28 protein-coding genes are annotated in these 24,079 nt (G+C 56.6%); 12 read left to right on the plus strand and 16 right to left on the minus strand.

The window, feature by feature from the left end:
- Positions 1-84 precede the first annotated feature (84 nt).
- Genes dnaJ through dnaK form a run of 3 tightly spaced genes read right to left on the minus strand, consistent with a single transcriptional unit; the run spans position 85 to position 3,582 of the window.
- Complete coding sequence (dnaJ, locus tag ACFQDM_RS07775; RefSeq protein WP_377377660.1) at positions 85-1,239, minus strand: molecular chaperone DnaJ; 1,155 nt, start codon at positions 1,237-1,239, stop codon at positions 85-87.
- A 37-nt stretch (positions 1,240-1,276) separates the two neighbouring features.
- Positions 1,277-1,633: a hypothetical protein gene (locus tag ACFQDM_RS07780; protein WP_377377663.1), complete on the minus strand. Its 357-nt coding sequence runs from the start codon at positions 1,631-1,633 to the stop codon at positions 1,277-1,279.
- Between the two features lie 32 nt (positions 1,634-1,665).
- Positions 1,666-3,582, minus strand: coding sequence for a molecular chaperone DnaK (gene dnaK / locus ACFQDM_RS07785; protein WP_377377665.1), 1,917 nt, complete (start codon positions 3,580-3,582; stop codon positions 1,666-1,668).
- Between the two features lie 308 nt (positions 3,583-3,890).
- Between dnaK and ACFQDM_RS07790 the strand changes: the two genes are divergently transcribed.
- The 3 genes from ACFQDM_RS07790 (at position 3,891) to ACFQDM_RS07800 (ending at position 5,880) form a co-directional block, all read left to right on the plus strand.
- Positions 3,891-4,499, plus strand: a complete 609-nt coding sequence (locus ACFQDM_RS07790; RefSeq protein WP_377377668.1) for an alpha-ketoglutarate-dependent dioxygenase AlkB — start codon at positions 3,891-3,893, stop codon at positions 4,497-4,499.
- 122 nt (positions 4,500-4,621) lie between these two features.
- The gene (locus ACFQDM_RS07795; protein ID WP_377377670.1) at positions 4,622-5,395 is read left to right on the plus strand and encodes a hypothetical protein; all 774 of its coding nucleotides are present in this window, start codon (positions 4,622-4,624) and stop codon (positions 5,393-5,395) included.
- Between the two features lie 248 nt (positions 5,396-5,643).
- Entirely contained in the window at positions 5,644-5,880 is a 237-nt protein-coding gene (locus ACFQDM_RS07800; protein ID WP_377377673.1) for a DUF2061 domain-containing protein, read from the plus strand.
- 25 nt (positions 5,881-5,905) lie between these two features.
- Here the strand turns inward: ACFQDM_RS07800 and ACFQDM_RS07805 are convergent, their stop codons facing one another.
- Both ACFQDM_RS07805 and ACFQDM_RS07810 read right to left on the minus strand, forming a co-directional pair.
- The gene (locus tag ACFQDM_RS07805; protein WP_377377675.1) at positions 5,906-6,724 is read right to left on the minus strand and encodes a DODA-type extradiol aromatic ring-opening family dioxygenase; all 819 of its coding nucleotides are present in this window, start codon (positions 6,722-6,724) and stop codon (positions 5,906-5,908) included.
- Positions 6,725-6,822: 98 nt separating this feature from the next.
- Positions 6,823-8,178, minus strand: a complete 1,356-nt coding sequence (locus ACFQDM_RS07810; protein ID WP_377377678.1) for a Na+/H+ antiporter NhaC family protein — start codon at positions 8,176-8,178, stop codon at positions 6,823-6,825.
- A 263-nt stretch (positions 8,179-8,441) separates the two neighbouring features.
- Between ACFQDM_RS07810 and ACFQDM_RS07815 the strand changes: the two genes are divergently transcribed.
- Complete coding sequence (locus tag ACFQDM_RS07815) at positions 8,442-8,843, plus strand: hypothetical protein (RefSeq protein WP_377377680.1); 402 nt, start codon at positions 8,442-8,444, stop codon at positions 8,841-8,843.
- An 86-nt stretch (positions 8,844-8,929) separates the two neighbouring features.
- On the opposite strand, the gene ACFQDM_RS07820 is transcribed toward ACFQDM_RS07815, so the two are convergent.
- Both ACFQDM_RS07820 and hrcA read right to left on the minus strand, forming a co-directional pair.
- A complete protein-coding gene (locus ACFQDM_RS07820; protein ID WP_377377682.1) occupies positions 8,930-9,547 on the minus strand; it encodes a nucleotide exchange factor GrpE in 618 nt (205 codons plus the stop codon).
- A gap of 3 nt (positions 9,548-9,550) precedes the next feature.
- Positions 9,551-10,615, minus strand: a complete 1,065-nt coding sequence (gene hrcA, locus ACFQDM_RS07825; RefSeq protein ID WP_377377685.1) for a heat-inducible transcriptional repressor HrcA — start codon at positions 10,613-10,615, stop codon at positions 9,551-9,553.
- Positions 10,616-10,758: 143 nt separating this feature from the next.
- Between hrcA and rph the strand changes: the two genes are divergently transcribed.
- Entirely contained in the window at positions 10,759-11,475 is a 717-nt protein-coding gene (rph, locus tag ACFQDM_RS07830) for a ribonuclease PH (RefSeq protein ID WP_377377688.1), read from the plus strand.
- A gap of 49 nt (positions 11,476-11,524) precedes the next feature.
- On the opposite strand, the gene ACFQDM_RS07835 is transcribed toward rph, so the two are convergent.
- From ACFQDM_RS07835 to ACFQDM_RS07860, 6 genes are all read right to left on the minus strand, one after another.
- Positions 11,525-12,016 (minus strand): asparaginase domain-containing protein, encoded by a 492-nt coding sequence (locus ACFQDM_RS07835; RefSeq protein ID WP_377377690.1) that lies wholly within the window; start codon positions 12,014-12,016, stop codon positions 11,525-11,527.
- Positions 12,017-12,081: 65 nt separating this feature from the next.
- Positions 12,082-12,375 (minus strand): hypothetical protein, encoded by a 294-nt coding sequence (locus tag ACFQDM_RS07840; RefSeq protein WP_377377692.1) that lies wholly within the window; start codon positions 12,373-12,375, stop codon positions 12,082-12,084.
- Positions 12,335-12,484: a helix-turn-helix domain-containing protein gene (locus ACFQDM_RS07845; protein ID WP_377377693.1), complete on the minus strand. Its 150-nt coding sequence runs from the start codon at positions 12,482-12,484 to the stop codon at positions 12,335-12,337. The genes ACFQDM_RS07840 and ACFQDM_RS07845 overlap by 41 nt, the downstream gene beginning before the upstream one ends.
- A 52-nt stretch (positions 12,485-12,536) precedes the next feature.
- Positions 12,537-12,962 (minus strand): hypothetical protein, encoded by a 426-nt coding sequence (locus tag ACFQDM_RS07850; RefSeq protein WP_377377695.1) that lies wholly within the window; start codon positions 12,960-12,962, stop codon positions 12,537-12,539.
- 8 nt (positions 12,963-12,970) lie between these two features.
- Entirely contained in the window at positions 12,971-13,207 is a 237-nt protein-coding gene (locus tag ACFQDM_RS07855) for a helix-turn-helix domain-containing protein (RefSeq protein ID WP_377377698.1), read from the minus strand.
- 7 nt (positions 13,208-13,214) lie between these two features.
- Positions 13,215-13,685 (minus strand): DUF2975 domain-containing protein, encoded by a 471-nt coding sequence (locus ACFQDM_RS07860; protein WP_377377700.1) that lies wholly within the window; start codon positions 13,683-13,685, stop codon positions 13,215-13,217.
- Positions 13,686-14,101: 416 nt separating this feature from the next.
- Here ACFQDM_RS07860 and rdgB point away from each other — a divergent pair, with 416 nt between their 5' ends.
- Both rdgB and hemW read left to right on the plus strand, forming a co-directional pair.
- The gene (rdgB, locus tag ACFQDM_RS07865) at positions 14,102-14,716 is read left to right on the plus strand and encodes an RdgB/HAM1 family non-canonical purine NTP pyrophosphatase (protein WP_377377703.1); all 615 of its coding nucleotides are present in this window, start codon (positions 14,102-14,104) and stop codon (positions 14,714-14,716) included.
- Between the two features lie 3 nt (positions 14,717-14,719).
- Positions 14,720-15,868, plus strand: coding sequence for a radical SAM family heme chaperone HemW (gene hemW, locus ACFQDM_RS07870; RefSeq protein ID WP_377377706.1), 1,149 nt, complete (start codon positions 14,720-14,722; stop codon positions 15,866-15,868).
- On the opposite strand, the gene ACFQDM_RS07875 is transcribed toward hemW, so the two are convergent.
- Entirely contained in the window at positions 15,869-17,143 is a 1,275-nt protein-coding gene (locus ACFQDM_RS07875; RefSeq protein WP_377377708.1) for a penicillin-binding protein activator, read from the minus strand.
- A gap of 38 nt (positions 17,144-17,181) precedes the next feature.
- Between ACFQDM_RS07875 and rsmI the strand changes: the two genes are divergently transcribed.
- From rsmI to gshB, 4 genes are all read left to right on the plus strand, one after another.
- Positions 17,182-18,132, plus strand: a complete 951-nt coding sequence (rsmI, locus tag ACFQDM_RS07880; protein WP_377377711.1) for a 16S rRNA (cytidine(1402)-2'-O)-methyltransferase — start codon at positions 17,182-17,184, stop codon at positions 18,130-18,132.
- On the plus strand, positions 18,119-18,484 hold the full coding sequence (locus ACFQDM_RS07885; protein WP_377377712.1) for a YraN family protein: 366 nt from the start codon (positions 18,119-18,121) through the stop codon (positions 18,482-18,484). Before rsmI ends, ACFQDM_RS07885 begins: the two co-directional genes overlap by 14 nt.
- Positions 18,485-18,545: 61 nt before the next feature.
- On the plus strand, positions 18,546-19,223 hold the full coding sequence (locus tag ACFQDM_RS07890; protein WP_377377713.1) for a BON domain-containing protein: 678 nt from the start codon (positions 18,546-18,548) through the stop codon (positions 19,221-19,223).
- Positions 19,224-19,352: 129 nt separating this feature from the next.
- Positions 19,353-20,303 carry a glutathione synthase gene (gene gshB / locus ACFQDM_RS07895; RefSeq protein ID WP_377377715.1) on the plus strand — a complete coding sequence of 317 codons (951 nt, stop codon included), beginning with the start codon at positions 19,353-19,355 and terminating at the stop codon, positions 20,301-20,303.
- Here gshB and ACFQDM_RS07900 read toward each other — a convergent pair.
- Both ACFQDM_RS07900 and ACFQDM_RS07905 read right to left on the minus strand, forming a co-directional pair.
- Positions 20,300-21,733, minus strand: coding sequence for a pilus assembly protein TadG-related protein (locus tag ACFQDM_RS07900; protein ID WP_377377718.1), 1,434 nt, complete (start codon positions 21,731-21,733; stop codon positions 20,300-20,302). The two genes, gshB and ACFQDM_RS07900, sit on opposite strands and share 4 nt — an antisense overlap.
- On the minus strand, positions 21,733-22,182 hold the full coding sequence (locus ACFQDM_RS07905) for a TadE/TadG family type IV pilus assembly protein (protein WP_377377720.1): 450 nt from the start codon (positions 22,180-22,182) through the stop codon (positions 21,733-21,735). Before ACFQDM_RS07905 ends, ACFQDM_RS07900 begins: the two co-directional genes overlap by 1 nt.
- A gap of 340 nt (positions 22,183-22,522) precedes the next feature.
- Between ACFQDM_RS07905 and ACFQDM_RS07910 the strand changes: the two genes are divergently transcribed.
- Positions 22,523-24,058: a YifB family Mg chelatase-like AAA ATPase gene (locus ACFQDM_RS07910; RefSeq protein ID WP_377377722.1), complete on the plus strand. Its 1,536-nt coding sequence runs from the start codon at positions 22,523-22,525 to the stop codon at positions 24,056-24,058.
- The last annotated feature ends 21 nt before the right edge of the window (positions 24,059-24,079 follow it).

The following is a 24,079-nucleotide window of genomic DNA, read 5'->3' on the forward strand; positions in this document are numbered from 1 at the left end:
ACGGCGGGGCCTTTCTACCAGACCCCTGCTCCACTCTCAAAGCACGGGCCTCACGAAAGTTCCAAATCTTTCGAATAAGCCTGCTTAACGCGCCTCGTCTGCGTCGGTGAGATCTTCCCAGAACTTCTTGACCTTGCCGAGAAAGCCATTGCTTTCCGGGTTACAGTCTTCACTGGATTCGTCACAGAATTCCTGAAGCAGTTTTTTCTGCCGGTCGGACAGATTGCGAGGCGTTTCCACGAACAGCTCAACGAACAGATCGCCGCGTGCACCGCCGCGCAGGGTCGTCATGCCTTTGCCGCGCAGGCGCATCCGTCGTCCGGTTTGTGCGCCTTCCGGAATGGTGATGCGTGAACGCCCGCCATCTACGGTCGGAATTTCGATCTCGCCGCCCAGTGCCGCCTTGGTCATCGGAACCGGTGTGCGGCAATAAAGGTTCGGGCCATCACGCTCGAACAATTCATGCTCGCGGATTTCCACGAAGATATAAAGATCGCCATGCACAGCGCCCGGACCACCCGGATCACCCTGACCAGACAGGCGGATCTGCTGTCCGCTCTCAATGCCGGCCGGAATGTTGAGCGATAGCGTGCGCTCTTTCTGGACCGATCCACGTCCCGCACACTGGCGGCATGGATCCTTGATCACCTCACCGCGGCCTGCACATTTCGGGCAGGAGCGTTCCATGGTGAAGAAACCCTGCTGAACGCGGACGCGGCCGCGGCCATGACAGCTCGGACATTGTTCCGGGCTGGAGCCCGGCTCCGCACCCGACCCATCGCAGTGATCGCAGGTTTCAGCGCCAGGGAGCTGGATTTCCATCTCCTTGCCGTTGAATGCCTCTTCCAGCGAGATTTCCAGATCATAGCGCAGATCTGCGCCGCGCGCCTGACGACGTGCCTGGCCACCCCCGCGTGCGCCACCGAAGAATTCTGAGAAGATATCGCCAAAGATGTCGCCGGGATCGACGCCCGCGCCAAACGGATTGCCACCGCCTGCGCCGCCGCCACCCTGTTCAAAGGCAGCATGGCCATAACGGTCATAGGCTGCGCGTTTTTCCTGATCAGACAGGATCGCGTAAGCCTCGCCAGCTTCCTTGAACTTGGCTTCAGCGCCAGGATCATCCGGATTGCGGTCCGGGTGATACTTCATCGCGAGCTTGCGATAAGCGCTCTTGATTTGTTTGCTATCGGCATCGCGAGAGACGCCGAGCACCTCGTAGAAACAGAGTTTTGCCATTAGTCAGTCCCGCGGAATATCTCGCCGATCGGAGAGATCATTCGACGTTTTGAGAGTCGTAATAAGAAAGACAGCCATTCACAGCGCGCGGAAAATCCGCTTCACCGCGTTTTATGGAGGCTTTGAAGCCGGCCATATACACGGCTTTCTGCGCCTGAAATTCGTCGCTGTCGTCCGCTATGCCCCGTGAGGAGAACCAGTCGGCAACCCGGCGGTATCGAACCGAGTCAGCAGGCGCGAGTGTCCCCTCGCCTGCTTTCAGAGACAGAGCCACATGACATAATGCAGCATTGTCAGCGACAGATTTGGCGTCCTGCGCCAGAGCCGGAGCCAGGAGAGACGTGGTGGCAAGCATGCTTATCAGCGTTGATCTGATCCAGCGATTTCCTGCCATATGCGACTCTCCCTTACGCTCGGTTCAGACGATTAAGCAGACTTCTTGTCGTCGCCAACGTCTTCGAAGTCAGCGTCGATGATGTCGTCATCGCCCTCTTCCTTCGCAGCATCAGCCGCCGCAGCGGATTCGCCTTCAGCCTGAGCAGATGCATAGATCGCCTCGCCAAGCTTCATGCTGGCTTGCATCAGCGCCTGGGTTTTGGCCTGGATGTCTTCCAGATCTTCGCCTTCAGCCGCTGTCTTCAGGTCAGCCATTGCGCTTTCAATGTCGCCTTTGACCGATGCATCAACCTTGTCGCCATGCTCATCGAGCTGCTTCTCGGTTGAGTGGACCATGGCTTCCGCGTTGTTTTTCGCTTCAACGAGTTCACGACGTTTCTTGTCCGCATCCGCATTCGCTTCAGCGTCTTTCATCATGTTGTTGATCTCGTCGTCAGACAGGCCGCCATTCGCCTGAATGGTGATCTTCTGCTCTTTGTTGGTCGCCTTGTCTTTCGCAGACACATTCACGATGCCGTTGGCGTCGATGTCGAATGTGACTTCGATCTGCGGCATGCCACGTGGTGCAGGTGGAATACCTTCAAGGTTGAACTGACCAAGCATCTTGTTGTCAGCGGCCATTTCGCGCTCACCCTGGAAGACACGGATCGTCACGGCAGGCTGGTTATCGTCAGCCGTCGAGAAGACCTGAGACTTCTTGGTCGGGATCGTCGTGTTACGGTCGATGAGGCGTGTGAAGACACCGCCCAGTGTTTCGATACCGAGCGACAGAGGCGTTACGTCGAGCAGAACAACGTCTTTCACGTCGCCTTGCAGAACGCCGGCCTGGATCGCAGCACCCAGAGCAACCACTTCGTCCGGGTTCACACCCTTGTGCGGGTCACGGCCGAAGAATTTCTTCACGGCTTCCTGAACCGCTGGCATGCGGGTCATACCACCGACCAGAACCACATCGTCGATTTCGCCAGCAGACTTGCCCGCGTCAGACAGAGCTTTTTTGCAAGGCTCGATCGTACGTTTCACGAGGTCTTCAACCAGGCTCTCGAACTTCGCACGGGACAGTTTGATGTTCAGGTGCTTCGGACCCGTTGCGTCAGCCGTGATGAATGGCAGGTTCACTTCATACTGAGACGCAGAAGACAGTTCTTTCTTCGCTTTCTCAGCTTCGTCTTTCAGACGCTGAAGGGCCATTTTGTCGGCTTTCAGGTCGATGCCATTATCTTTTTTGAACTCTTCAGCGAGGTAGTCGACAATGCGAATGTCGAAGTCTTCACCACCGAGGAAAGTGTCACCATTCGTCGACAGAACTTCGAAAACGCCGTCGCCAATCTCGAGGATCGAGACGTCGAATGTACCGCCGCCAAGGTCATAAACAGCAATCGTCTTGCTCTCATCAGCCTTGTCGAGGCCATAAGCGAGCGCAGCCGCTGTCGGCTCGTTGATGATGCGCAGCACTTCAAGGCCAGCGATTTTACCCGCGTCCTTGGTTGCCTGACGCTGAGCGTCGTTAAAGTAAGCCGGAACCGTGATAACGGCCTGTTCGACTTTCTCACCGAGATACGCCTCAGCGGTCTCTTTCATCTTGGTCAGAATGAAAGAAGAGATCTCTTGTGGTGAGTAATCCTTGTCGCGGCCTTTGACCCATGCATCGCCGTTATTGCCTTTGACGATTTCAAACGGGACGAGGCCTTTGTCTTTTTCCACTGTCGGATCGCCATATGTGCGACCGATCAGACGTTTGATCGCGAAGAAGGTCTGCTCAGGGTTAGTCACCGCCTGGCGCCGTGCAGGCATGCCGATCAGCCGTTCACCATTCTCTGCGAAAGCAACCACGGATGGCGTGGTGCGTGCACCTTCTGCGTTTTCAATTACCTTGGCGTCCTTACCGTCCATGACGGCAACGCAGGAGTTGGTGGTACCAAGGTCAATACCGATAATCTTACCCATTACTTCTCAATCCTCTTTTTAGCCGCCACCGGCCGTTTTATCGGCCTGCTATGCAGCACCCCAGCTCGATGGCTCTTCTGCGGAATGTTTTGCGAGGAGCGGAACTCCTCACCGTTCGAGCGAGATATGGGAAACAAAATCGAAGGCTCAAGGGAACAAATTGGATTCAATCACAATCTCGTGTCTGGAAAACGCAGTCAGGCGGTGATTCACCCCTGATCATCGCCAGATTGCTGGAAATACTGACGTATTAGCCGAGTGTAGGACTCGGTTTTTCATGCTATTTTTTATTTCGAGGAGACGCAAACTTGGAGATTCGGCCGAACGGCGCACAGCTTTTCAGCGGGTATCTGAACCGCGCGGCCCAGGAATCCCTGCGTGATGACATTCGCGATCTGGTCGCCCTGGCGCCTCTTTATCGCCCCACCATGCCGGGTAGCGGCAAGCCGCTTTCCGTGCGGATGAGCAATGCGGGCGAGGTCGGCTGGGTCAGTGACCAGACCGGGTATCGCTATCAACCCCGCCATCCGGTCACCGGAACGCCCTGGCCCGATATTCCAGACAGCCTCCTGACAATATGGACCGAGCTGGTGGCGCAGCCCCATGCGCGTCCGGACGCCTGCCTGATCAATTTTTACGACCCATCAGCGCGGATGGGCCTGCATCAGGACCGCGATGAGCAGGACTTTTCCTGCCCTGTCCTCTCGATTTCCCTTGGGGATGATGCCCTCTTCCGGCTTGGCGGGACGACCCGTCGCGGCAAAACCCAGAGCTTCAGGCTCCGCTCCGGTGATATCATGTTGCTCGCAGGCGAAGACCGCCTCGCCTATCACGGCATAGACAGGATCTATCCCGCCACCTCATCCCTCCTCAAACAGGGCGGCCGGATCAACATCACAATGCGCAAGGCGCTCTAGCCGCCGTAGGATGCACTGAGGGACGAAGTGCATCAATCAAACCATCCCCGCGTCGAAGCCAGAATCGAACGGCCTGAACCAAACTAATCCCACCCTACCCTGGCCGGGCCTAAACTTGGTGCATGACCCAAGCGCCCGCATCTGCCAATGCTTACGCCTCTCTGAGCCTTGCTCAGCTGATCGGCCTGAATCTGGCCCGGCTTTATGCCTGGCTTGTGCGCTTTGAGGCGTCAGGCCAGAGCCATATCCCCACCGACATCGCGAGTATGGTTTTCGCAACGGATGCGATGGTTCACGCTTTCATCCGATTGCTGGCGTCCGAGCAGCTGGAGCGCGCGGGCTTCGTGCTCGCCGCACGTGCCATGCGCGACATATCTAATTACTCTCTTGGCCCTAAGGGCGGCACAGAACGGAGTTCGTGGGGTCACGAGCAAAGCGAAGGCGCAGCAGACCCGAGGTCACGAGGAGCGTCTGCGAGCACGCAAAAAAAGCGCGCTAAGGGCCCCCCAGAACGGAGTTCGCGGCGTCACGAGAAAGCAGCCCTGAGCGCGCTCTATGCGGACGAAACGTTCGCGAGAGCAAACAAAAATGCGGAAGGCGCAGCAGACCCGAGGTCACGAGGCGCGTCTGCAAGCACAGGATCAGACCTGCTCGCACGCCTTGAAACGACCATCGAAACCTTCGAACGGGCCGAGACCCTCGCAAGCGATCTTGCCCGCATCATCCTCTGTGCCTGGTGCTATCTTTGTCCGGAAACACGCCGCGCAAAGGCATTTCGTCCTGGCAAAACAAACCGCCCAGTCCCGGCATTCCTGGGGGCAGATCTGCACCTGATGGACCCATGGCCGCCGCCCGACCCGCCGGGTCCGGGCCTCGCTCATTTCTGCGGTCGATAATCCCCCGCCTTAACGCGAAAAACATTGAGCCCTGAAACACGCGGCAGAGCATGCCTCTGCGGCGGCAAACGCGCATCCGAAACATCGCCGCTTTGCCCGGCACCGCAGTCATGCGCAGATATGGGCCGCGCGGATCCAGCGTCTCAATAATCTGTCTATATCAGCTATATGAAGTTTCAATTTGCGAATTATTCGCAACAATATCATCTTCCATGCATTGCTTCTGGTGGAGCGGACTGGAGATGACCATGCTGAAGACCCTGACATATGGTGCCATGCACCTGACCGTCGCCATTGCGGTCGCGTTCGCATTGACGCGAAACTGGCATGCTGCGCTCGCCATCGGCCTGATTGAGCCGGTGGTTCAGACAGTCGCCTACACATTTCACGAACGCTTATGGGAGCGGTTTCGCAGCTCAAAGCCTGAGGAAAAGCGCGAAGCGCCCGACCTCTCGGCCAGAGAGCCAGCCTTCAGCGGGTCTTAAGATCCGCTTCGGGCTGGCACAGACCTCAGCCAAACCGATAACCGGAAACGGCCTTGCCCAGAACATCACCTGAATAGGCGTGCGTGGCCGGTTCACCATCGGCCGCGCCTGCGGCCACCATCAGCGGCAATAAATGTTCCGGTGTCGGATGCGACTGGATGGCGCCAGGCGCAGAACGCCACTGATTGAGCCGCTCATGGCGCTTTTCCGTCGACATCACCGAATCCGTCAGCCAGTCATCAAACGCCTTGGCTTCCGGCTTGTCCATGGGCGAGAAGAAGGCCCGCAAATTGTGATAGCTGAGGCCCGATCCGACAATCAGCACGCCATCATCGCGCAGGGGTTTGAGCGCCTGTCCGAGCTTGTAATGCTCATCCGGGTCGTTCGAAGACAGCATGGAGAGCTGAACCATCGGCACATCTGCCTCCGGATAGATCAGCTTGAAGGGAATGAAGACACCATGGTCGAGACCGCGCTGGCTCTCTTCCGCTGTCTCAAAACCGCCTGCTTTCAGATGGGTCTGGATCTCTTTTGCGAGTTCCGGCACGCCTGCCACCGGATAGGTCAGCTGATAGGTGTGGTCCGGAAAGCCGTAATAATCGAAAAGGAGGTCCGGTTTCGGATTGGTATGAACCGTCGGGACGCGTGTCTGCCAATGGGCGGAAATCACGATCACGGCACGCGGGCGGCGACCGAGATCGCTATCAATCCCTTTCAGAAAGTCGGCCATATTGTCCCACATGTCTTTCGGCATGCCTGGAGGCGTGTCCATGAAGAAACAGGGACCGCCGCCATGCGGAATGAAATAGGTTGGCCAGCGTGATGCACTCATCGTTTTGCTCACTTTGCTCTAACGTTGAGCCATAGATGCGCATTTCCAATTCCGCGAAAAAGAGGCCCTATGGAAAGGGGGTCTTTCCATAATGTGGAAATAATCGCGGCTCAGCTGGCGATCAGACCCGCACCGACATAGAGCGCAAAGGCAATAGCAGCGGTAACCAGCGCATAGGGCAATTGAGTCCGCACATGCGAGAGGTGCTCACATCCGGACGCCACGCTGGCGATCAGAGAAGTGTCTGAAATCGGCGAGCAGTGGTCACCAAAAACCCCGCCGCCAAGCACCGCGGCGAGGGCGAGCGCCGGTGGAATGCCAAGCGCCTGCGCCAGCGGCATCGCGATCGGGATGAGAATGCCATATGTGCCCCAGCTCGTGCCGGTCATGAAGCTGGTAATGCCAGCGGCCAGAAACAGAATGGCCGGAACCAGAAAGGCAGGCAAAGAGCCTGCTGCCATGGAGGCAATCACTTCACCCGTGCCGAGTGCTTTCAGAGAGCTGCCCAAAGCGATCGACAACAGGAGCACCGTCACCATGGGCACCATTTCTCCGATCCCGGAAAACGCCTTATCCTGCAGCTCACTTGCCTTGAACACCTTGTCAAAGAACAGCATGGCGCCGCACACGAGGATCGCCAGACAGATCGCCCAAAGAATGGAGCGCGCGCCATCACCATCGGTTATATTGCCATTGCCCGTCCAGGCCATGAAGCCGAGCGCTCCGACGACCATGACAAGCACCGGCAGCCACATATATCGTGACTTGGTCGGGGCCGGACCTGTCTCCATCACGCTGTTGTCGACTTTCTCGTCGGCGGTGCGCATCGGCCCGAAAACCCGGCCAACAATGGCCGTCATATAGACGCCGATCAGCGTGAGAATGGCATAGAAATTCCAGGGAATAGACCCGAGCACCACATCAAGCGGCTGATCAAAATTATAATCCGAAACTAGGCTGAGCGCATAAGCGCCCCAGCCGTTGAGCAGGATCAGAACGCTGACAGGCGCACTTGTTGAGTCAATCATGTAAGCGAGGCGCTCGCGCGACAGGCCATGAGAATCATAAAGCGGTCTGCCCAGAACACCCGACGAGAGCAGGCTGACATTTGTCTCGATGAAGATCAGCGTGCCGGTGCCGGCGACAGCGAGCTCGGCTTTGCGCCGGCTTCCGGCAATGCCGGATCTGATCAGCTTTTGCGCGGTTGCCGCAACGCCGCCAGACTCGCGCATATAGGCAATCAGCGCGCCGATCAGCAGGCAGAAGACAAGGATCTGAGTGTTATATGCGCTTTGAAAAACACCGATATTCCGGTCGATCACACCGATCAGGCCGAGGCCCGGATTGAAGCTCGCAATCAGCGTTTCGGACAGAAACAGCGCGACCAGAAGCGCGGCGTAAACATTGCGCCAGACAATCGCCACGAGGATTGCCGCCACGGGTGGAATGATTGTGAGAATGTCCATGCAGATGCCCCGGTCAGATCAACCCCGAGACTGAGACAGAAACCGGAGCATAGCCAGAGGTTGAGAGAAAAAATGCCAGATACGCAAGGCTCTGAGGCAAGAACGGGCAGAATTTCGCGCAAGGAGAATTCCGGGTGGCTTAATCTGCTTTCAAGCCGGAAAAAGCGGCCGTGTTCCTGATGGAAGGCTCCGTAAGCTTTACCGATATCAAATATCTACGTATGATAGAAGTTTATTCACTAATAGCGGTTCTAGAGGCGGAAATGTACAGATCGCGACCTTTGGCACTGGCCATTCTGGTCGGCAGCTTGCTGCCTTCGGCTGGAGCGCAGGACACTGTATGCTTCGGTCTGAACTGCCAGTCCGTCAATGGCAGCCTGCCTGATGTTTTCGACGTCTATAACCAGTTGGGCCAACTGAACGCTTACAATGCGCGCCAGACATTTGACTATCTTGGGCTTGGCGATGACGAAACGCGCGAACAATGCATTCAGCGCTGTCAGCAGGAATTCTCAGAATGGCTCAACGCATGTTCGGCGTCATATCCACCCGCTGACCCGAATGAAGATGTTGCGGTCGCGCAGGGGCGCCTGAATTGTGCGGCAGAGGGAGATCGTCGCCAACGCGAATGTCTGGCGCCTGCCAATTTCTCTCAATGCCCTTGAGCTGGGCGCAGCAGCGCAAAACTTCCAGCAAAAAAGCCGCTTCGGCGATGTACTGAAGCGGCTTTTCGAAAGTATAGTCCGGCGACTTAGTTTGCAGGACCGGTGCTGACGGCCACCATCGCCGCGCGCAGCGTACGGTTTCCGATCTTCCAGCCCGACTGGAATGTTGCCGCAACCTTGCCGGAAGGATGCTCAGACGGCATCTGGCTGACCGCCTGATGCATGTTCGGATCAAAATCAGAACCCGGCGCGGCATCAATCGCCGTTACGCCATGACGCGCGAGCGCGGAATGAAGCTCTTTCTGGATCGCCTCAACGCCGACCAGCAGGTTCTTGCCCGCATCAGACAAACCGCTGCGTTCTTCTTCCGGCAAGGCGTCGAGCGCGCGAGCGAAATTGTCGGAAACCGGCAGAAGATCGCCTGCGAACTTCTCAATGGCATAGACGCGGGCATCTGCGACCTGACGGTCTGCACGCTTGCGCAGATTGTCCATCTCCGCATGCGCGCGAACAAATTTGTCTTTCAGGTCCGCATTCTCAGCTGCGAGCATCTGAAACCGTTCTTCAAGCGAAAGCTCTTCTTCTTTGGCTTTTGCGTCCATTTCGTCAGCAGCCGCTTCCATCGCTTCGGCCATGTCAGCCGCAGCGTCACTCATTTCGACTGTATCGTCTTCAGGGCGCGATGTGTCGTTCGCTTCACTCATTCCTTAACCATCCCGTTTCTGTCGGCCGTCCAGAAGCTGGCCAACGACTTTGGCTGTATAGTCCACCATGGGTATCACGCGAGCATAATTCAAACTCGTTGGTCCGATTACGCCGAGCGCGCCCACAACTTTTCGATCGCTGTTCATATAGGAAGAGACGATCAGGCTGGAACCCGAAAGTGAGAAAAGAGGGTTCTCTGAGCCGATAAAAATACGCGCACCGGTCGCATCACGGGTCGAATCCAGCACACCCAGCATGCTTTTCTTGCGCTCCAGCTCATCAAACAGATGTCCGATACGCTGTAAATCTTCCTGGGCACTCGCATTTTCGAGCAGGCGCGAGCGCCCGCGAACAATCAGTGAGCGTCCTCTTTCCGGGTCCTCACCCGACCATTCGACGACGCCGAGCTGAATAAGACTTTGCGCAGCCGCATCGAGCTGGGCCCGTTTGGCCCGGAGTTCTGCCTCGATTTCAGCGCGCGCCTCGGCAAGTCGGCGCCCCCGCATGCGCGCGGTGAGATAATTGCTCGCCTCAATGAGGGAGGTTGGTCCGACATTTCCGGCAAGATCCAGAATGCGGTTCTGCACGTCACCGGAATCAGAAACCAGAATACAAAGTGCCTGGGTCGGCCCAAGCGGAATGAACTCCACCTGACGGATCGGATCATCACTGGTCGGCGAGGCGACCAGGCTCGCGCCATTGGTCAGACCTGAAAGCACTTCAGAGGCTTCATTCAGGACATCACGCATTTCATGACCGGCTGCGGCAAGACGGGAATCGATCTCTTCCCTGTCCGCATCGGTGATCTCACCCACCTGAAGAAGGCTGTCGATAAAGAAGCGCAGGCCCGCCTGGCTGGGCTGGCGTCCCGCACTGATATGTGGCGCATCAAGAAGTCCAAGCGCAACCAGATCAGACATCACATTGCGGATAGAGGCTGGCGAGAGCTGCACACCGCGCTTTGAAAGCGTACGAGACCCGACCGGCTCACCCGTCTCGAGATAGGTCTCGACAATGGTTTTAAAGATATCTCTGGATCGACGATCGAGCGTCTGTAACGTTGTCATGTTTGCCACGTCCGAACGATTCCTGCTTCTAGACCCTCAGATTTGCGATCTGTTCGCCAAATTGCAAGTCAAACGGGCTATACCATGGACCTGAAACGCAGAGCGCATTAGGAGTGTGCCGATTTCATAACAGGAGAGACCTCATGCGCCCATCAGGCCGCGCCCCCGACGCACTTCGTACGATCAGCCTCGAAACCGGCGTCAGCGCCTATGCCGAAGGGTCCTGCCTTGCCAAGTTCGGCAACACGCACGTTCTTTGCACGGCAAGCTGGGAATCGAAAGTTCCTGGCTGGATGAAAGGCAAAGGCGAAGGCTGGGTCACTGGCGAATATGGCATGTTGCCCCGCGCGACCCACACGCGCGGCTCGCGCGAAGCGGCACGCGGCAAGCAATCCGGGCGGACGCAGGAAATTCAGCGCCTGATCGGTCGCTCTCTTCGCGCCGTAACCGATCTGAAAGCGCTGGGTGAAAACCAGATCACGATTGACTGCGATGTCATTCAGGCAGATGGCGGCACGCGAACCGCTTCCATTACGGGCGGTTATGTTGCGCTGGCACTTGCCTGCAAATACCTCGTGAAAGAAGGTGTGATCAGCACATTCCCGCTGACAGCGCAGGCGGCTGCAATCTCCTGCGGCGTCTACAAGGACACACCGGTTCTTGACCTCGACTATCCAGAAGACTCCGAAGGCGAGGTTGATGCCAATTTCGTCATGACGTCAGACGGCAATATCATCGAAATTCAGGGCACAGGCGAAGAGCGCAGTTTTACACGAGACGAATTCGCGGCCATGATGGATCTGGCCAGCAAGGGCTGCGGTGAATTGTTCGAGGCGCAGCGCAAAGCGCTTGGCGAATAGCGACACATAAACGTGTCCCCGGCGTCACCGGGGGCACCCTTTGCCCTGATTACAGGTCAAACCGGCCAGATTTAGGGTCTTTTTTGACACCGTCTGGCTTGAAGACGCGGCCATTCATGACCGCATAGACGCCCGGCGGTAAGGTCTGCGCCGCAATGATGGCGCCGCCGACATTGAAGCCTGCATCGGATTTACCAAGCGCAAAAGGTCGGAGCGCGCCTGTCAGAACCACAGTTTTGTCGCCGGTTTTGCCATCAAGAAAGCGAGCCGTCTGATCCATTGTTCCGGTGCCATGCGTGATCACGACATGCTGTTCCGGCACGATTTTCACGGCACCGAGAATCTGTTCGCGATGCGCTTCGGTCATGTCGAGGCTGTCGAGACTCATAATGGGCTGCACGCGCGGAAAATGCGTGCGCGCAATTCGCAGAAGTTCCGGCACATTGGTGACATTCTCTGCCCCAAGCACCAGGCTTTCCGTGAATGTATCATGATCTTTGTCGAGCGTGCCGCCCGTGGTGAGAATGACGAGGTTTTCCATTCCGCCCCCCTAATCGCCGCATGCGTATCTGTCCACGGGATTCTTCATGCGGTCAGGATGGGTGGCTAAAGCTGCTCACTGGCGAGATAGATCCAGACGGATGCGCAGAACGCCCAGAGAAGACAGGCGAAGAATCCCCATTTCCAGTATTTCTGATTGGCGAGAAAGCGATAGCGATTGCCAAACACCGGGCGCATACGCGCAGAGCGCCAACGCCCAGCAAATACGGCACGGGCCAGACGCCAGGCCACGATAAACAGCATGAGGGGGATAAAGGCGATGAAGTATTCGCTGTTCTGACGCACCAGCATGACGGGATTACCCGGCCACTTCCTGAACCGCCCCTTCATCCTCATCATAGACGAGCAGATCCGCAGGCTGGCAATCCAGCTCGCGGCACCGAGCTTCTAATGTCGAAAAGCGAACGGCCTTGGCCTTGCCCGTGATGAGAGTGACGAGGTTTTCCATGAAATCTGCCCTAAGCTGAACAGGATGAGGCTACAACCTGATTCAAAGCCGCTCAATATGTGCGAAACACATCCAGCGCGCTTGGCATATCGAACGTTACCGGTTCGCCGCTTTGCGCTGCCTTCACTGTTTTCGCGTGATAGATCGGCGCGGCCAGACGATACGCCACCACATAAGCGGTGAAGATCAATAGAAACAGCGGAATCATCGTAGCATTCGCTAGTACACTTAAAACTAGCATCAGCAGGGAAAGAAAAGTCAGAAAAAGAAAGCTGTTCATCGGCGCAAATGTTCTGACTTGAAAGCCAGTTTCTGTTTGCCTGATTTCGGTCTCAGGACCAATGGGGGCCAGAACAAACCCCGTCAGGACATCACGCGGTACGAATCCTCGACGAACAAAATTGGCATCCGTTTTCACAGACAATAAATCTGTTAGATATTCAGGAAACATGAAGGTGCGAAGCTGGCGGAAAAGCATCAGCTCGTCTACTCCGCGGCGGTTTTCGCTTCCTCGTCGTCCTCGGTGTCATAGGCGAGGAGGTCAGCGGGCTGGCAATCAAGCTCGCGGCAAAGTGCTTCCAATGTCGAAAAGCGAACAGCCTTCGCCTTCCCCGTCTTGAGAATGGACAGGTTCGCCAGCGTCACGCCGACCCGATCACTGAGCTCGGTCAGCGACATGCGGCGGTCTAAAAGGACACGATCTAGTGTAACTCGAATCGACATTCAGTGCTCAGATTGTCATCTTTTCTTCTTCGCGCAAGCGTGTCCCTTCGGCAAACACCTGACTTAGAACCCATAACGTAATAACAGCGACCCATGCAGCAAGGTTCACTGAAAAGTCTACAGATGTTTTAACTTCAAACATACCTGCAGCGATGCCGATTACATAGCGGCAAATTTCCATTCCGGCGACAATCATGGCCAGGCGGTTCAATCTGCGAGCATTTTCCGGAACAAACGGATCGCCATCGATCAGTGTCTGGAGAATTTTCTTCAATTGTCCGGCCATCAGAATGAAGCCGATAAACACGACAAACAGAATCGCGAAAGCGACGACATATGTCGGCAGCGGTACGCTTTCATAAACCTCAATGCCTGCGGCCTGAAACTCGCCGCCTGTGAGGTCAACAAAGATGAAGGCAGCGAGGACCACGGCGCTGCCAACAAATCCAATCCATCCAAGGACTGTGATAACCGTCATCAGAACGCTCAGTGCTGAAGCGGCTGATCCTTTTCCAAGAGCCCTTAATCCAGGCATGGTGATCCTTACTCCGGTTACTAATCCAGGGTCTGACTTGCAAAAGCCGAGCCAGACTTACATTCAAACACATACCTAGATGCTAAGTGGCTGAAAAGCCGTTGCCATTCCTGTAGCAATCATAAGCGGAACGCCGATATACACCAGATTGATAAGAACGTCAGTCAGGCTGGATTTATTGATAGTCATGTCTTTCTCTCTTTCTTCCTTTCATTTTGCAAGTCCCGGACCCGAGCTGGGCTCTGCTTTCTCAGAACCGTTCGGGGTTAATCCGTCTTGCCTTTTATCAATATGCATTTATCGAAAAACATCAAGAAAAAAGTTATCGAAAATCGATAATTTTTTTGCAGGAGACGAAAATGACCCAACGATTTCTTGAGCCGGGAGAGCTGGTGGCAGCCACCCACAACAAGGGAAAAGTGAAGGAACTCAAGGCTTTGTTCGAACCATTGGGGTTCGTCGTTCGCTCTGCCATCGAGTTGGACCTCGAAGAGCCTGAAGAAACCGAGGACAGCTTCACAGGCAATGCCATTCTGAAAGCAAAGGCCGCTGCGCTCGCCACGGGACGGCCTGCGTTGTCAGACGATTCAGGGCTTGCCGTGACCGCACTTGATGGCGCACCGGGGATTTATTCTGCCCGTTGGGCGGGCGAACCGCGCGACTTTTATGCAGCCATGGAGAAGGTTCGCAGCGAGCTGGAAGCAAAATCTGCCACCGATTACTCGGCGCGATTCGTTTGTGCGCTGGCGATTGTCTGGCCCGATGGCCATGAGGAAGTGTTCGAAGGTGACGTCAAAGGTCATCTGGAATTCCCACCCAGAGGTGATCGCGGTTTTGGATATGACCCGATCTTCGTCGCGGAAGGCGAAACCATCACATTCGGAGAGATGGACCCGGACCGCAAACATGCCATGAGCCACCGTGCAGACGCTTTCAACAAGCTGAAAGCCGTTCTGAAAACAGACAAGGTGTAAGCCATGTTACCGGCAGATCTTTTCGGTATTTACCTGCACTGGCCCTATTGCCGGAAGATCTGTCCGTATTGCGACTTCAATGTCTATGCCGCAAAATCCCGCGATCCTGCACCACTTCTTGGGGCGCTGACAGCCGATCTGAGCGCACATGCCAGGCTGACAGCAGACCGGCGCGTCACCTCGATTTATTTCGGCGGCGGAACACCGTCTCTGATACCTGCCGAGCAAATCGGCGTCATTCTGAGCCATATCGATTCGCTCTGGCCGGCTGATTCGCCCATCGAAGTGACGCTGGAGGCCAATCCCGAAGATGTGACAGTTGAGGCGCTTCATCAATGGAAAGCTGCGGGCATCAACCGGCTTTCACTTGGCATTCAGGCCCTTGATGATGAGGCGCTTCGTTTTCTCGGCCGCGCTCATACGCGCGACGAGGCTCTGAGCGCGACGGATGCTGCACTCTCGGTTTTTGATAACGTCTCGATCGACATGATTTACGCGCGGCCCGGTCAATCGATTGATGTCTGGCTGCGTGAGCTTGAGACGGCCCTTGCAACCGGCGCGCCGCATTTGTCGCTGTATGAGCTCACCATCAAGGAGAAAACCGCCTTTCAGAAGCAGGTTGAACGCATGGTGTTTGAACCGCTCGATGAGGACGCGCAGGCCGATCTCTATCTCGAAACGCTGAAACTGACTGCGGCGCGCGGGCTTCCAGCCTATGAAGTCTCCAACCATGCAAAAAGCGAAGCGCATTGGTCGCGTCACAATCTGACCTATTGGCAGAGCGGAGAATGGCTGGGCATTGGCCCGGGCGCAGAGGGACGTATCAATCTGGAAAGCGGGCGAACCATGACCAGAGGTGCCAGACGGCCTGCCGACTACATGGCGTCGCTCGCGAATGGTCAGACAGGCTGGGAAGACACTGAGACCCTGCCCTCAACGTCCGATGCCAATGAACGCCTGATTATGGGCTTGCGATCAAAGCGTGGTGTCGACCGCGCTCAACTGGCTGCTCTTTACGGGGAAGACCTGCCGGAAGATCAGGTCCAGCGCTTCATATCGACCGGCCATCTCATAGAACGCGACGGCCGACTGATTCTGACAGAGGAGGGCTGGCTGCTCGCCGACTATATCGCCGTCGAGCTATCGCCGTAATCAGTTGACGCTTGGACGGAAGTCGGTCGCCGCTTCATCGAGAAGCGTCGGACCGCTCGCCTGAACGCTCATCACCGCCAGACCACGCTCGATTGTGCCATCAGAGCGGAAACGGAACAGACCGTTCACACCGCGGAAGCCATCATAATCGGTGATTTCGGCTTCGGTCACGACACCATCATCAAGGAAAGCGATGGCAAGCGCTGCGGCGTCATACCCAAGGCTTGAAAGGCTGGTTGGCTGGCGTCCATAGACATTGGAGAAGCCGCGCTGGAAGAGGCGTGTATCTTCCGGAGACTGCGTTGCGTAAGCCGCATTTTCGAGAACCGGCTCGCGCCAGATATCCGGATCTTCCCAGAGCGAGGTTCCGATATACTGCAGGCGGCGCAGAGACACACCATAGTAAGGCAGGAGCGGCGCCACACCGCGCAGACGCACACCGCGGTCCGGGATCATGACCGCGACCTTGCTGACGCCCTGGTTCAGAACCAGTTTGATACGGTCTGAAATCGCACGCGCATCATCGACCGGTGCATTGTCGCTCGGATCATAGAATTCTGCACCAATCACGGCGCCGCCGCGACGCGCCGCTTCGAAGCGAAGCGCGGTTTCAACCCGGCGGGAATAGGTATTGTCCGGCCCGATGAAAGCAAAACGGTTCACGCCATTGAGCACAGCCCAATCAACAACGCGGGAGACTTCTTCCTCGGGTGGGAAGCTCATCAGAAAGGCACCGCCACCGGCCGCCGAGCGGTCATTGGAAAAGGCCAGAAGCGGGATTTTATCTTCACGGGCAATCGATGCAGATGCACGAACGCTCTCAGCGAATAGCGGGCCGATAATGACATCGGCGCCCTCGTCGATCACTTCCTTCGTCACCTGAGCGGCTTTGCGCGCATCGCCCGCTGTATCCTTTGGAAGCAGAAGAATGTCGTCATTGCCCTGATCGAACATCGCCATTTCGATGGCCGCGAGAAGTCCGGACGCCTGCTCACGCACGCTCGAGCTTGAATGTGAGAAAGGCAGAAGCACCGCAATGCGGCGAACATCGCGGCCAACCATGTGCGGGGGGGTCACATATTTCGACCGGTCCACCATCGGGCGCTGGGTCTCGCCAGGAACCGGAATGGTCGGCGTATGCGGTGTGGGTTCAATCTCAGGCGTTGGCTCTGGCGTCGGTGTGACATCCGGGCGCGGCTGGCCGCTGGAGATCGGCGCAGGCGGGCGCGTTGGAGCTGTTGCGCATGCGGTAATCAGTACGCCAGCAAAAAGCATGCTTGGCACCAGGCGAAACTTCCGTAAACCTGATAGGAATGTCATCATCAACCTCTTCTGAACCAACGGCAACCGCTTCCTCCGCAAAGGACCAGGCCAGGGCGTCTCAATCCGGCGATTCACTTATCCGGAAAGAAAAACTCCCTTCAGGCTTGTATGTGGTGGCAACCCCGATTGGCAATCTCCGCGACGTAACTTTACGCGCCCTGGACACACTTTCATCAGTGGATCTGGTGTATGCCGAGGATACGCGCCAGACACGCCGACTGTTTGATGCCTATGGCATAAAGACAAGTCTGCGTACCTATCATGACCATAATGGGGCGATCAAAAGACCTGAAATACTGGAAGAAATTCGAGCCGGAAAATCAATCGCGCTGGTGAGTGACGCCGGTACGCCGCTGATCTCTGACCCGGGCTTCAAGCTGGTGCGCGATCTGCGGGAAGCTGAAGAGCCGGTGATCCCCATTCCGGGCCCGTCGGCACTGACGGCAGCGCTCAGCGCTGCGGGTCTGCCAACCGACTGTTTTCTGTTTGCAGGCTTTCTCCCGGTCAAATCGCACGCCCGGCAAAACCGTTTGAGCGATTTCAAAACCCTGCAAACAACGCTCGCCATTTATGAATCCGGCAATCGACTTGCTGATACGCTGGCCGACATCATCGCCGTTTATGGCGATATCGATGTGGTCATGGCACGCGAGCTCACCAAACTGTTCGAGACCTTTCGCATGTCGAAAGCGAGCGATCTGATCGCCTTCGTCAAGGAAAGCGGCCCGCCGAAAGGCGAAATCGTCCTGCTGGCATCGCTGACGGGTGTGCCGGGCGGCGAGCCTGAGCCCGAAGACATTGAAGCCTTTCTTCTGGAGCGCCTGGATGCGCTGGGCGCAAAAGGTGCCGCCAATGAAGCTGCGAAGCATTTCAATCGTCCGAAACGCGAGGTTTATGCCATGGCGGTGACGCTGAAACAGTCGAAAGATGGCAAGGGATAGCCGCCGCGAAGCCGAAAAACGCGGGCGGTGGGCGGAACAGCTCGCGGCCGTTTATCTGATGGCAAAGGGCTATAAAATCCTCGCACGGCGTGCCCGCACACCCCTTGGCGAACTGGATCTCGTCTGCCGGAAAGGGTCGGTGATCGCGATTGTGGAGGTCAAGCAGCGGCGCGATCAGACCGCCGGTCTGCATGCTGTGACACAGGCAGGATGGTCCAGAATTGGCCGCGCTGCGGACCTCTGGCTGGCGCGCGACAGGCGCGATGCCTATGGCCTCGACCGGCGTTTTGATCTGGTCCTGATCACCGCTCCATTAAGGATATTTCATTTCAAAGACCATTGGCGGCCCTGATTACGCCTAACTGCTGATTAACAGACTCCAGCTAAATTAGGAAAAACCGCTGGAGACGACGATGATTGTTCGCGCCCTTCTTCTTTCGACCGCCCTTTGTACGCTGAGCGGCTGTGTTGCGACCGCTGTGGGCGCTGCAGGCGCCGTCGGTGTGGCTGCCATGCAGGACCGCACCATTGGTCAGGGTCTTGATGACGCCAATGCGTCCAACGAACTCAAAACCAAGCTGATGGCCGCCGGACCGGAACGTTTCGCAGAAGTCGATGTCGAAGTTGCCAACCGGACCGTTTTGCTGACGGGCCGCGTTGATAGCCAGCAGGACCGGATCGAAGCTGAACAGGCCGCCTGGACCGTGCGGCTTGTCGAAGAGGTCGCCAATGAAATCCAGATCCGCGAAAAAGGCGGGGTGCGTCAGAACCTGAATGATGAATGGATTACGGCGCAGGTCCGCTCCCGCATGTTCACGGACGGCGCCGTCAAAAGCCTGAATATCAATATCGAAACCTATGACGGCACGGTCTATCTGATGGGCATTGCACGCTCTCAGTATGAGCTCAATCGCGCAACCGAGCACGCAAGTCTGGTCCGCGGCGTCAAGGAAGTGGTGTCTTACATTCACCTGAGAGAGCCGGAAACGCGCACGCAACCGCCAACAACTGCGACTAATACGGCGCCGACGGAGACCATAGAGAGCACAACGCCCGTCGAAAGAGGCGATAGCACCTACGTTCCACGCTGAGCGAAGCCGGGATTTGCCTGCCTCGCGGACGGATCTTCCAGTTTTCCTGAACGAACAGTTTTGTGATCTGGTCTGGCGCAAACGCCCGATCGATCCTAACTGTCTATCGGACTTGTTCAGGAGACCCGCATGCCGCTGAAAATTGCCATTCAGATGGATCCAATGGATCAGGTGAATATCGACGCCGATACCACATTTGCTCTGGCAGAGGTGGCGCAGGCGCGGGGCCATGAAATCTGGACATATCAGCCCGAACACCTGTCCTGTCTGGACGGGCGGCTGATTGCCAAGGCGAAGCCGACAAAAGTTCAACGCGTGAAGGACCAACCCGCCGTCTATGGCGCTGTGGAGCGTCTCGACCTTGGCCGTGACGTTGATGTGGTGCTCATGCGGCAGGACCCGCCTTTCGACATGTCCTACATCACGGCGGCCCATTTACTGGAGCTCCTGAAGGGTGAAACCCTCGTCGTGAATGATCCGGAATGGGTTCGCTCTTCACCGGAAAAACTGTTCCCGATCATCTTCCCCGGCCTGCTGCCTGAAACGCTGATCACGCGCGACATCGAAGAGATTGCAGCTTTCCGCCAGAAGCATGGTGATATCATCCTGAAGCCGCTTTACGGCAATGGCGGCGCTGGCGTGTTCAAGGTGACCGAGCAATATTCCAACTATAATTCCCTTCTGGAAATCTTCATGGAGCGCTCGCGCGAGCCTTTCATCGCGCAGGCTTTCCTGCCGGATGTCTCCAAAGGCGATAAGCGCGTCATTCTGATTGACGGTGAACCGGTCGGCGCAATCAATCGTGTTCCGAAAGAAGGTGAGGCACGGTCCAATCTTCACGTCGGCGGAACCGCCCATCCGGTCGAGCTCACGGACACCGACATCGCGATCTGCAATCAGATCGGACCAGAGCTCAAAAAGCGCGGTCTTGTGCTCGTCGGCATTGATGTGATCGGCGATAAACTGACCGAGATCAATGTGACCTCGCCAACAGGCGTCCAGGAGCTCAAACGCTTCACCGGAATTGATGCGTCTGCCCTGTTCTGGGATGCTGTCGACCGACGTCTCGCTGCGGGCTAGCGCACGAGATAGGGCCGCGAGCAGTTTACATCATCAACCCGTACATCCACTTCACCGAGGTTCAGACCCAGCGCGATGAGCAAGTCATCGACCAGTTTGACCAGCGGGCGATAGAGCAAGGGTGCGCGGTTGATATCAACGGACAAACCGGAACCGCCCGTTTTCACAACCCCATTGCGAATATCAGACGCTGAAAAGCGGAGCGTCTGATCGCTCTCGTCGGACAGATCGAGTTTGAGCAGCCTTGTCCTGCCGAGCATCAGTTCAAGCTCGGCAGCCGAGGTTGTGAGACCGATATCAACATAAGACGGGTTACGCGTCTTATCGCATTTGGCGTCCTTGATCCGGGTTTCGGCTTCGGCCAGAGCGAGGCGCACCGTGAGCAATTCATCGAGCGGCTTCACAAGAAGCTGGAGCTGAGACGTTTTCATCGGCTCATCCCTCGCCTGATCGAAATTCCAGCTCATCAACGCGCCCTTGTCTCCCAGATCCAGTGAGACCTGTGTCAGATCAAACAGAGCGGAGACATCCAGGTCGAGCTGGCGTTCGCCATTTGCGAAGGAAAGCGAAGACATCAGCAATTCACCGGCGGAAATGCCCAGATCGCCGGAGTTCGGGCGGACATCGAGACCGAGCGCGCCAATTTCACCAAGTGAGATTACATCCATCAGCCGGACCGTCAGCCCGGTCGTCGCACGAGGCAGATCGATACCAAGGCCTGCAAGCTTTCGGCCTGTGATCGCATCAATCGCGGCCGCCAGCTGACCAATGGTGACATCGCTCTCAAGGACGTCCTCATATGTTGCGGCATCAAGATCTGCGGAAATGGCGAGCTGTTCCAGAAAGCCGAGCAGTTCCAGCTCCACACCGACCAGGCTCTCATAATCGGCGACCGTGATGCGGCCATCATATCCGACCAGAGCCTGAAGCAGGAGCCCGGTCAGCCCACCTTCCAGCCGGAGCAGGCGCGAGCCGGCCCAGACATCGACCGTCTGGCGATGTACGGCTGTACTGGCAATGGAGAAGCTGTTGTCATTCTGGAGCATATCCCCAAGCACACGCTCGCGAATTGGGACATCCATTTCCAGACGAACAGCATTCCAGTTCACCTCGCGGGGCGTGAAACGCTCCTCAATCGGCAGAGACGCGTCGGCCTCATACCATCCGGTCGTAACCGTCAGCATGTTGTCCTCTACCGACATGCCTTTGCGCTCGAGAACGTCTTCAGCGCTTGTGACCGATGCCGTTTTCGCACGCATCAGGCTCAGCGCTGCCAAATCGAGGTGTGACTGATAATTGCGCTTATCCATATAAGCGAGCGACAGATTTGCCGACACCGCCATGAGCGTCATGAGCAGGGTGATGAAAATTGCGACCAGCGGAACGGTTGCCCCGGAACGATCTTCCAGACACGCAATCAGTTTTGACATCATCCATGCTCCGAAATCGATTGTCGGACACGGAACGGATCTTCCGGCATTGGAAGTATGCCCTCGAAGATTTCAAGCGGGTGGTGTTCCGGCTGATAGAGCACATCGAGCACCGTCACCTGGGTCTTCTCATCATAGTTCAGTGAGAAAACCACATTCTCCGGTTCAAGAAGTATGTAGTCGGTTGCGTTGTTCAGAAGGTGAGCCTTTACAAGGGCCGTCTTCTCTTCAAGACTTAAACCACCGATTGTTGCACGTGCAGCATCCGCACCGAGCTGGTGGACACTGATCGACGTCATAAACAGTAAACCGTAGCCGATCGTCGCTGAAAATAAGTAAAGAAGGATTGGAATAACGAGTGCGAACTCAACTGCACTAACACCCCGACGGTCCTTTATTACAGAAAAGCATTTTCTATACTTTCCGAGCATGTCTCCCTCCGAGCCCATTCATTAATTTTTCGCTTCGGAAAATTCAGCTTAAGTCTTCGCAGCTGAATGAATGGTCTCTGCTGGAATTCGAATTCGGAGATTTGTATTCAGGAATTGGAAAGTTTTGAGATAACCCAGGTTAAAATCTGCGACAAAACAACTCAATAACAGGCATCTTAGGTCGTATTCCGTGAGAATATTTCTTCAGATTTTTTTGAACACGTTCTGCACAGCGAAATCCGAAACTGGATTTCCCTATTAATACTCTTTGCTTGAAGCGAGCGGTTTAGCCCGCACAACCAAATGTTCTTGATTTGTTTCCTATCCCGTGTAAATTTCAATTTAACGGGGTATTTCGATGGTGCAGAGAATAACGACATTTGCCTTTGACGGCATTGAAGCAAAGCCGGTTGATGTTCAGGTACAATTGATCGGTGGCAATCCCCAGTTCACGATTGTTGGCCTGCCCGACAAAGCCGTCGCCGAGAGCCGCGAACGGGTTCGCGCTGCCTTCTCGGGGATTGGCCTTGCGCTGCCTCCCAAGCGGATCATCGTAAATCTCGCGCCTGCCGACCTTCCCAAGGAAGGCTCCCATTATGATCTCGCCATCGCGCTGGCGCTTCTTGCCTCTATCGGTGCGATCGCCGCAGACGCCCTGCAGGGTATGAGCGCCGTGGGCGAATTATCGCTCGATGGCCGACTGGAACCGACTTATGGCGCGCTGCCTGCGGCCATGGCGGCTGAAGCCATGGATCTGACCCTGATATGCCCGGAAACGTCGGGACCGGAAGCGGCATGGGCCGGCGGACATGTTCTGCCGATTCGCAGCCTGCTGACCTTCGTCAATCATGCGGCTGGCCATCAGGTCATTGCACCTGCAAAAGCCGGTGACGTCATCGAGCGCAATACCGGGCCGGATCTGCGTGATGTCAAAGGCCAGGAAGGCGCCAAGCGCGCGCTCGAAATCGCGGCCGCCGGTGGACATAATCTGCTTTTCTCCGGTCCACCCGGTTCCGGGAAATCCATGCTGGCGACACGCCTTCCCGGCCTGTTACCGGCGCTGACACCGAAAGAATTGCTCGAAGTCAGCCAGATTCAGTCGATTGCCGGCATGCTGGAACAGGGCCAGCTCTCACGCGACCGGCCCTATCGCGCCCCGCACCATTCGGCATCCATGGCAGCGATGGTGGGCGGCGGCACCAAGGCACGGCCCGGCGAAGTCTCTCTGGCACATCATGGGGTCCTCTTCCTTGATGAGCTTCCCGAGTTTCAGAATCAGGTGCTTGAAGCGCTGCGCCAGCCGCTTGAATCCGGCGAGGCCGTCATTTCCCGTGCCAATCGTCATGTTCGTTATCCGGCCCGGTTCCAGCTGGTTGCGGCCATGAACCCATGCCGGTGCGGCGGGGGACCCAGCGAAGCCAATTGCCGCAAGAAACCACGCTGCCTGCAGGATTATCAGGGTCGCCTCTCCGGACCGTTCCTTGATCGGATCGACCTGTTCTGCCAGACACCGCCCGTCACGGCCATGGACCTGACCCTGCCACCACCTAGCGAAGGCACGAAAGAGGTCGCCGTCCGTGTCCGTAAAGCGAGAGACATTCAGGCAAAGCGGCTGAACCAGATTGGCGGGACCGCCCGACCGGTCAATGCCGACCTGCCGACGCATGTTCTGGACGATGTCTGCGCAATTGATGCAGAAGGCCGTACGCTGCTCAATCAGGCTGCGACTCAATTCGCGCTCTCTGCGCGCGCCTATCACCGCGTCCTCAAACTCTCGCGAACCATCGCCGATCTGGACCAGTCACCGGATATCAGGCGCCACCATCTGGCCGAGGCGCTCACCTATCGCTGGCGAGACCCGGCGACGGTGGGTGTAAATCTGCCCGCATATTAACGCAGATGTGAGGAAATTCTG

Origin of the sequence: Ponticaulis profundi (assembly GCF_042659465.1) — a bacterium.
Lineage (GTDB): Bacteria > Pseudomonadota > Alphaproteobacteria > Caulobacterales > Hyphomonadaceae > Ponticaulis > Ponticaulis profundi.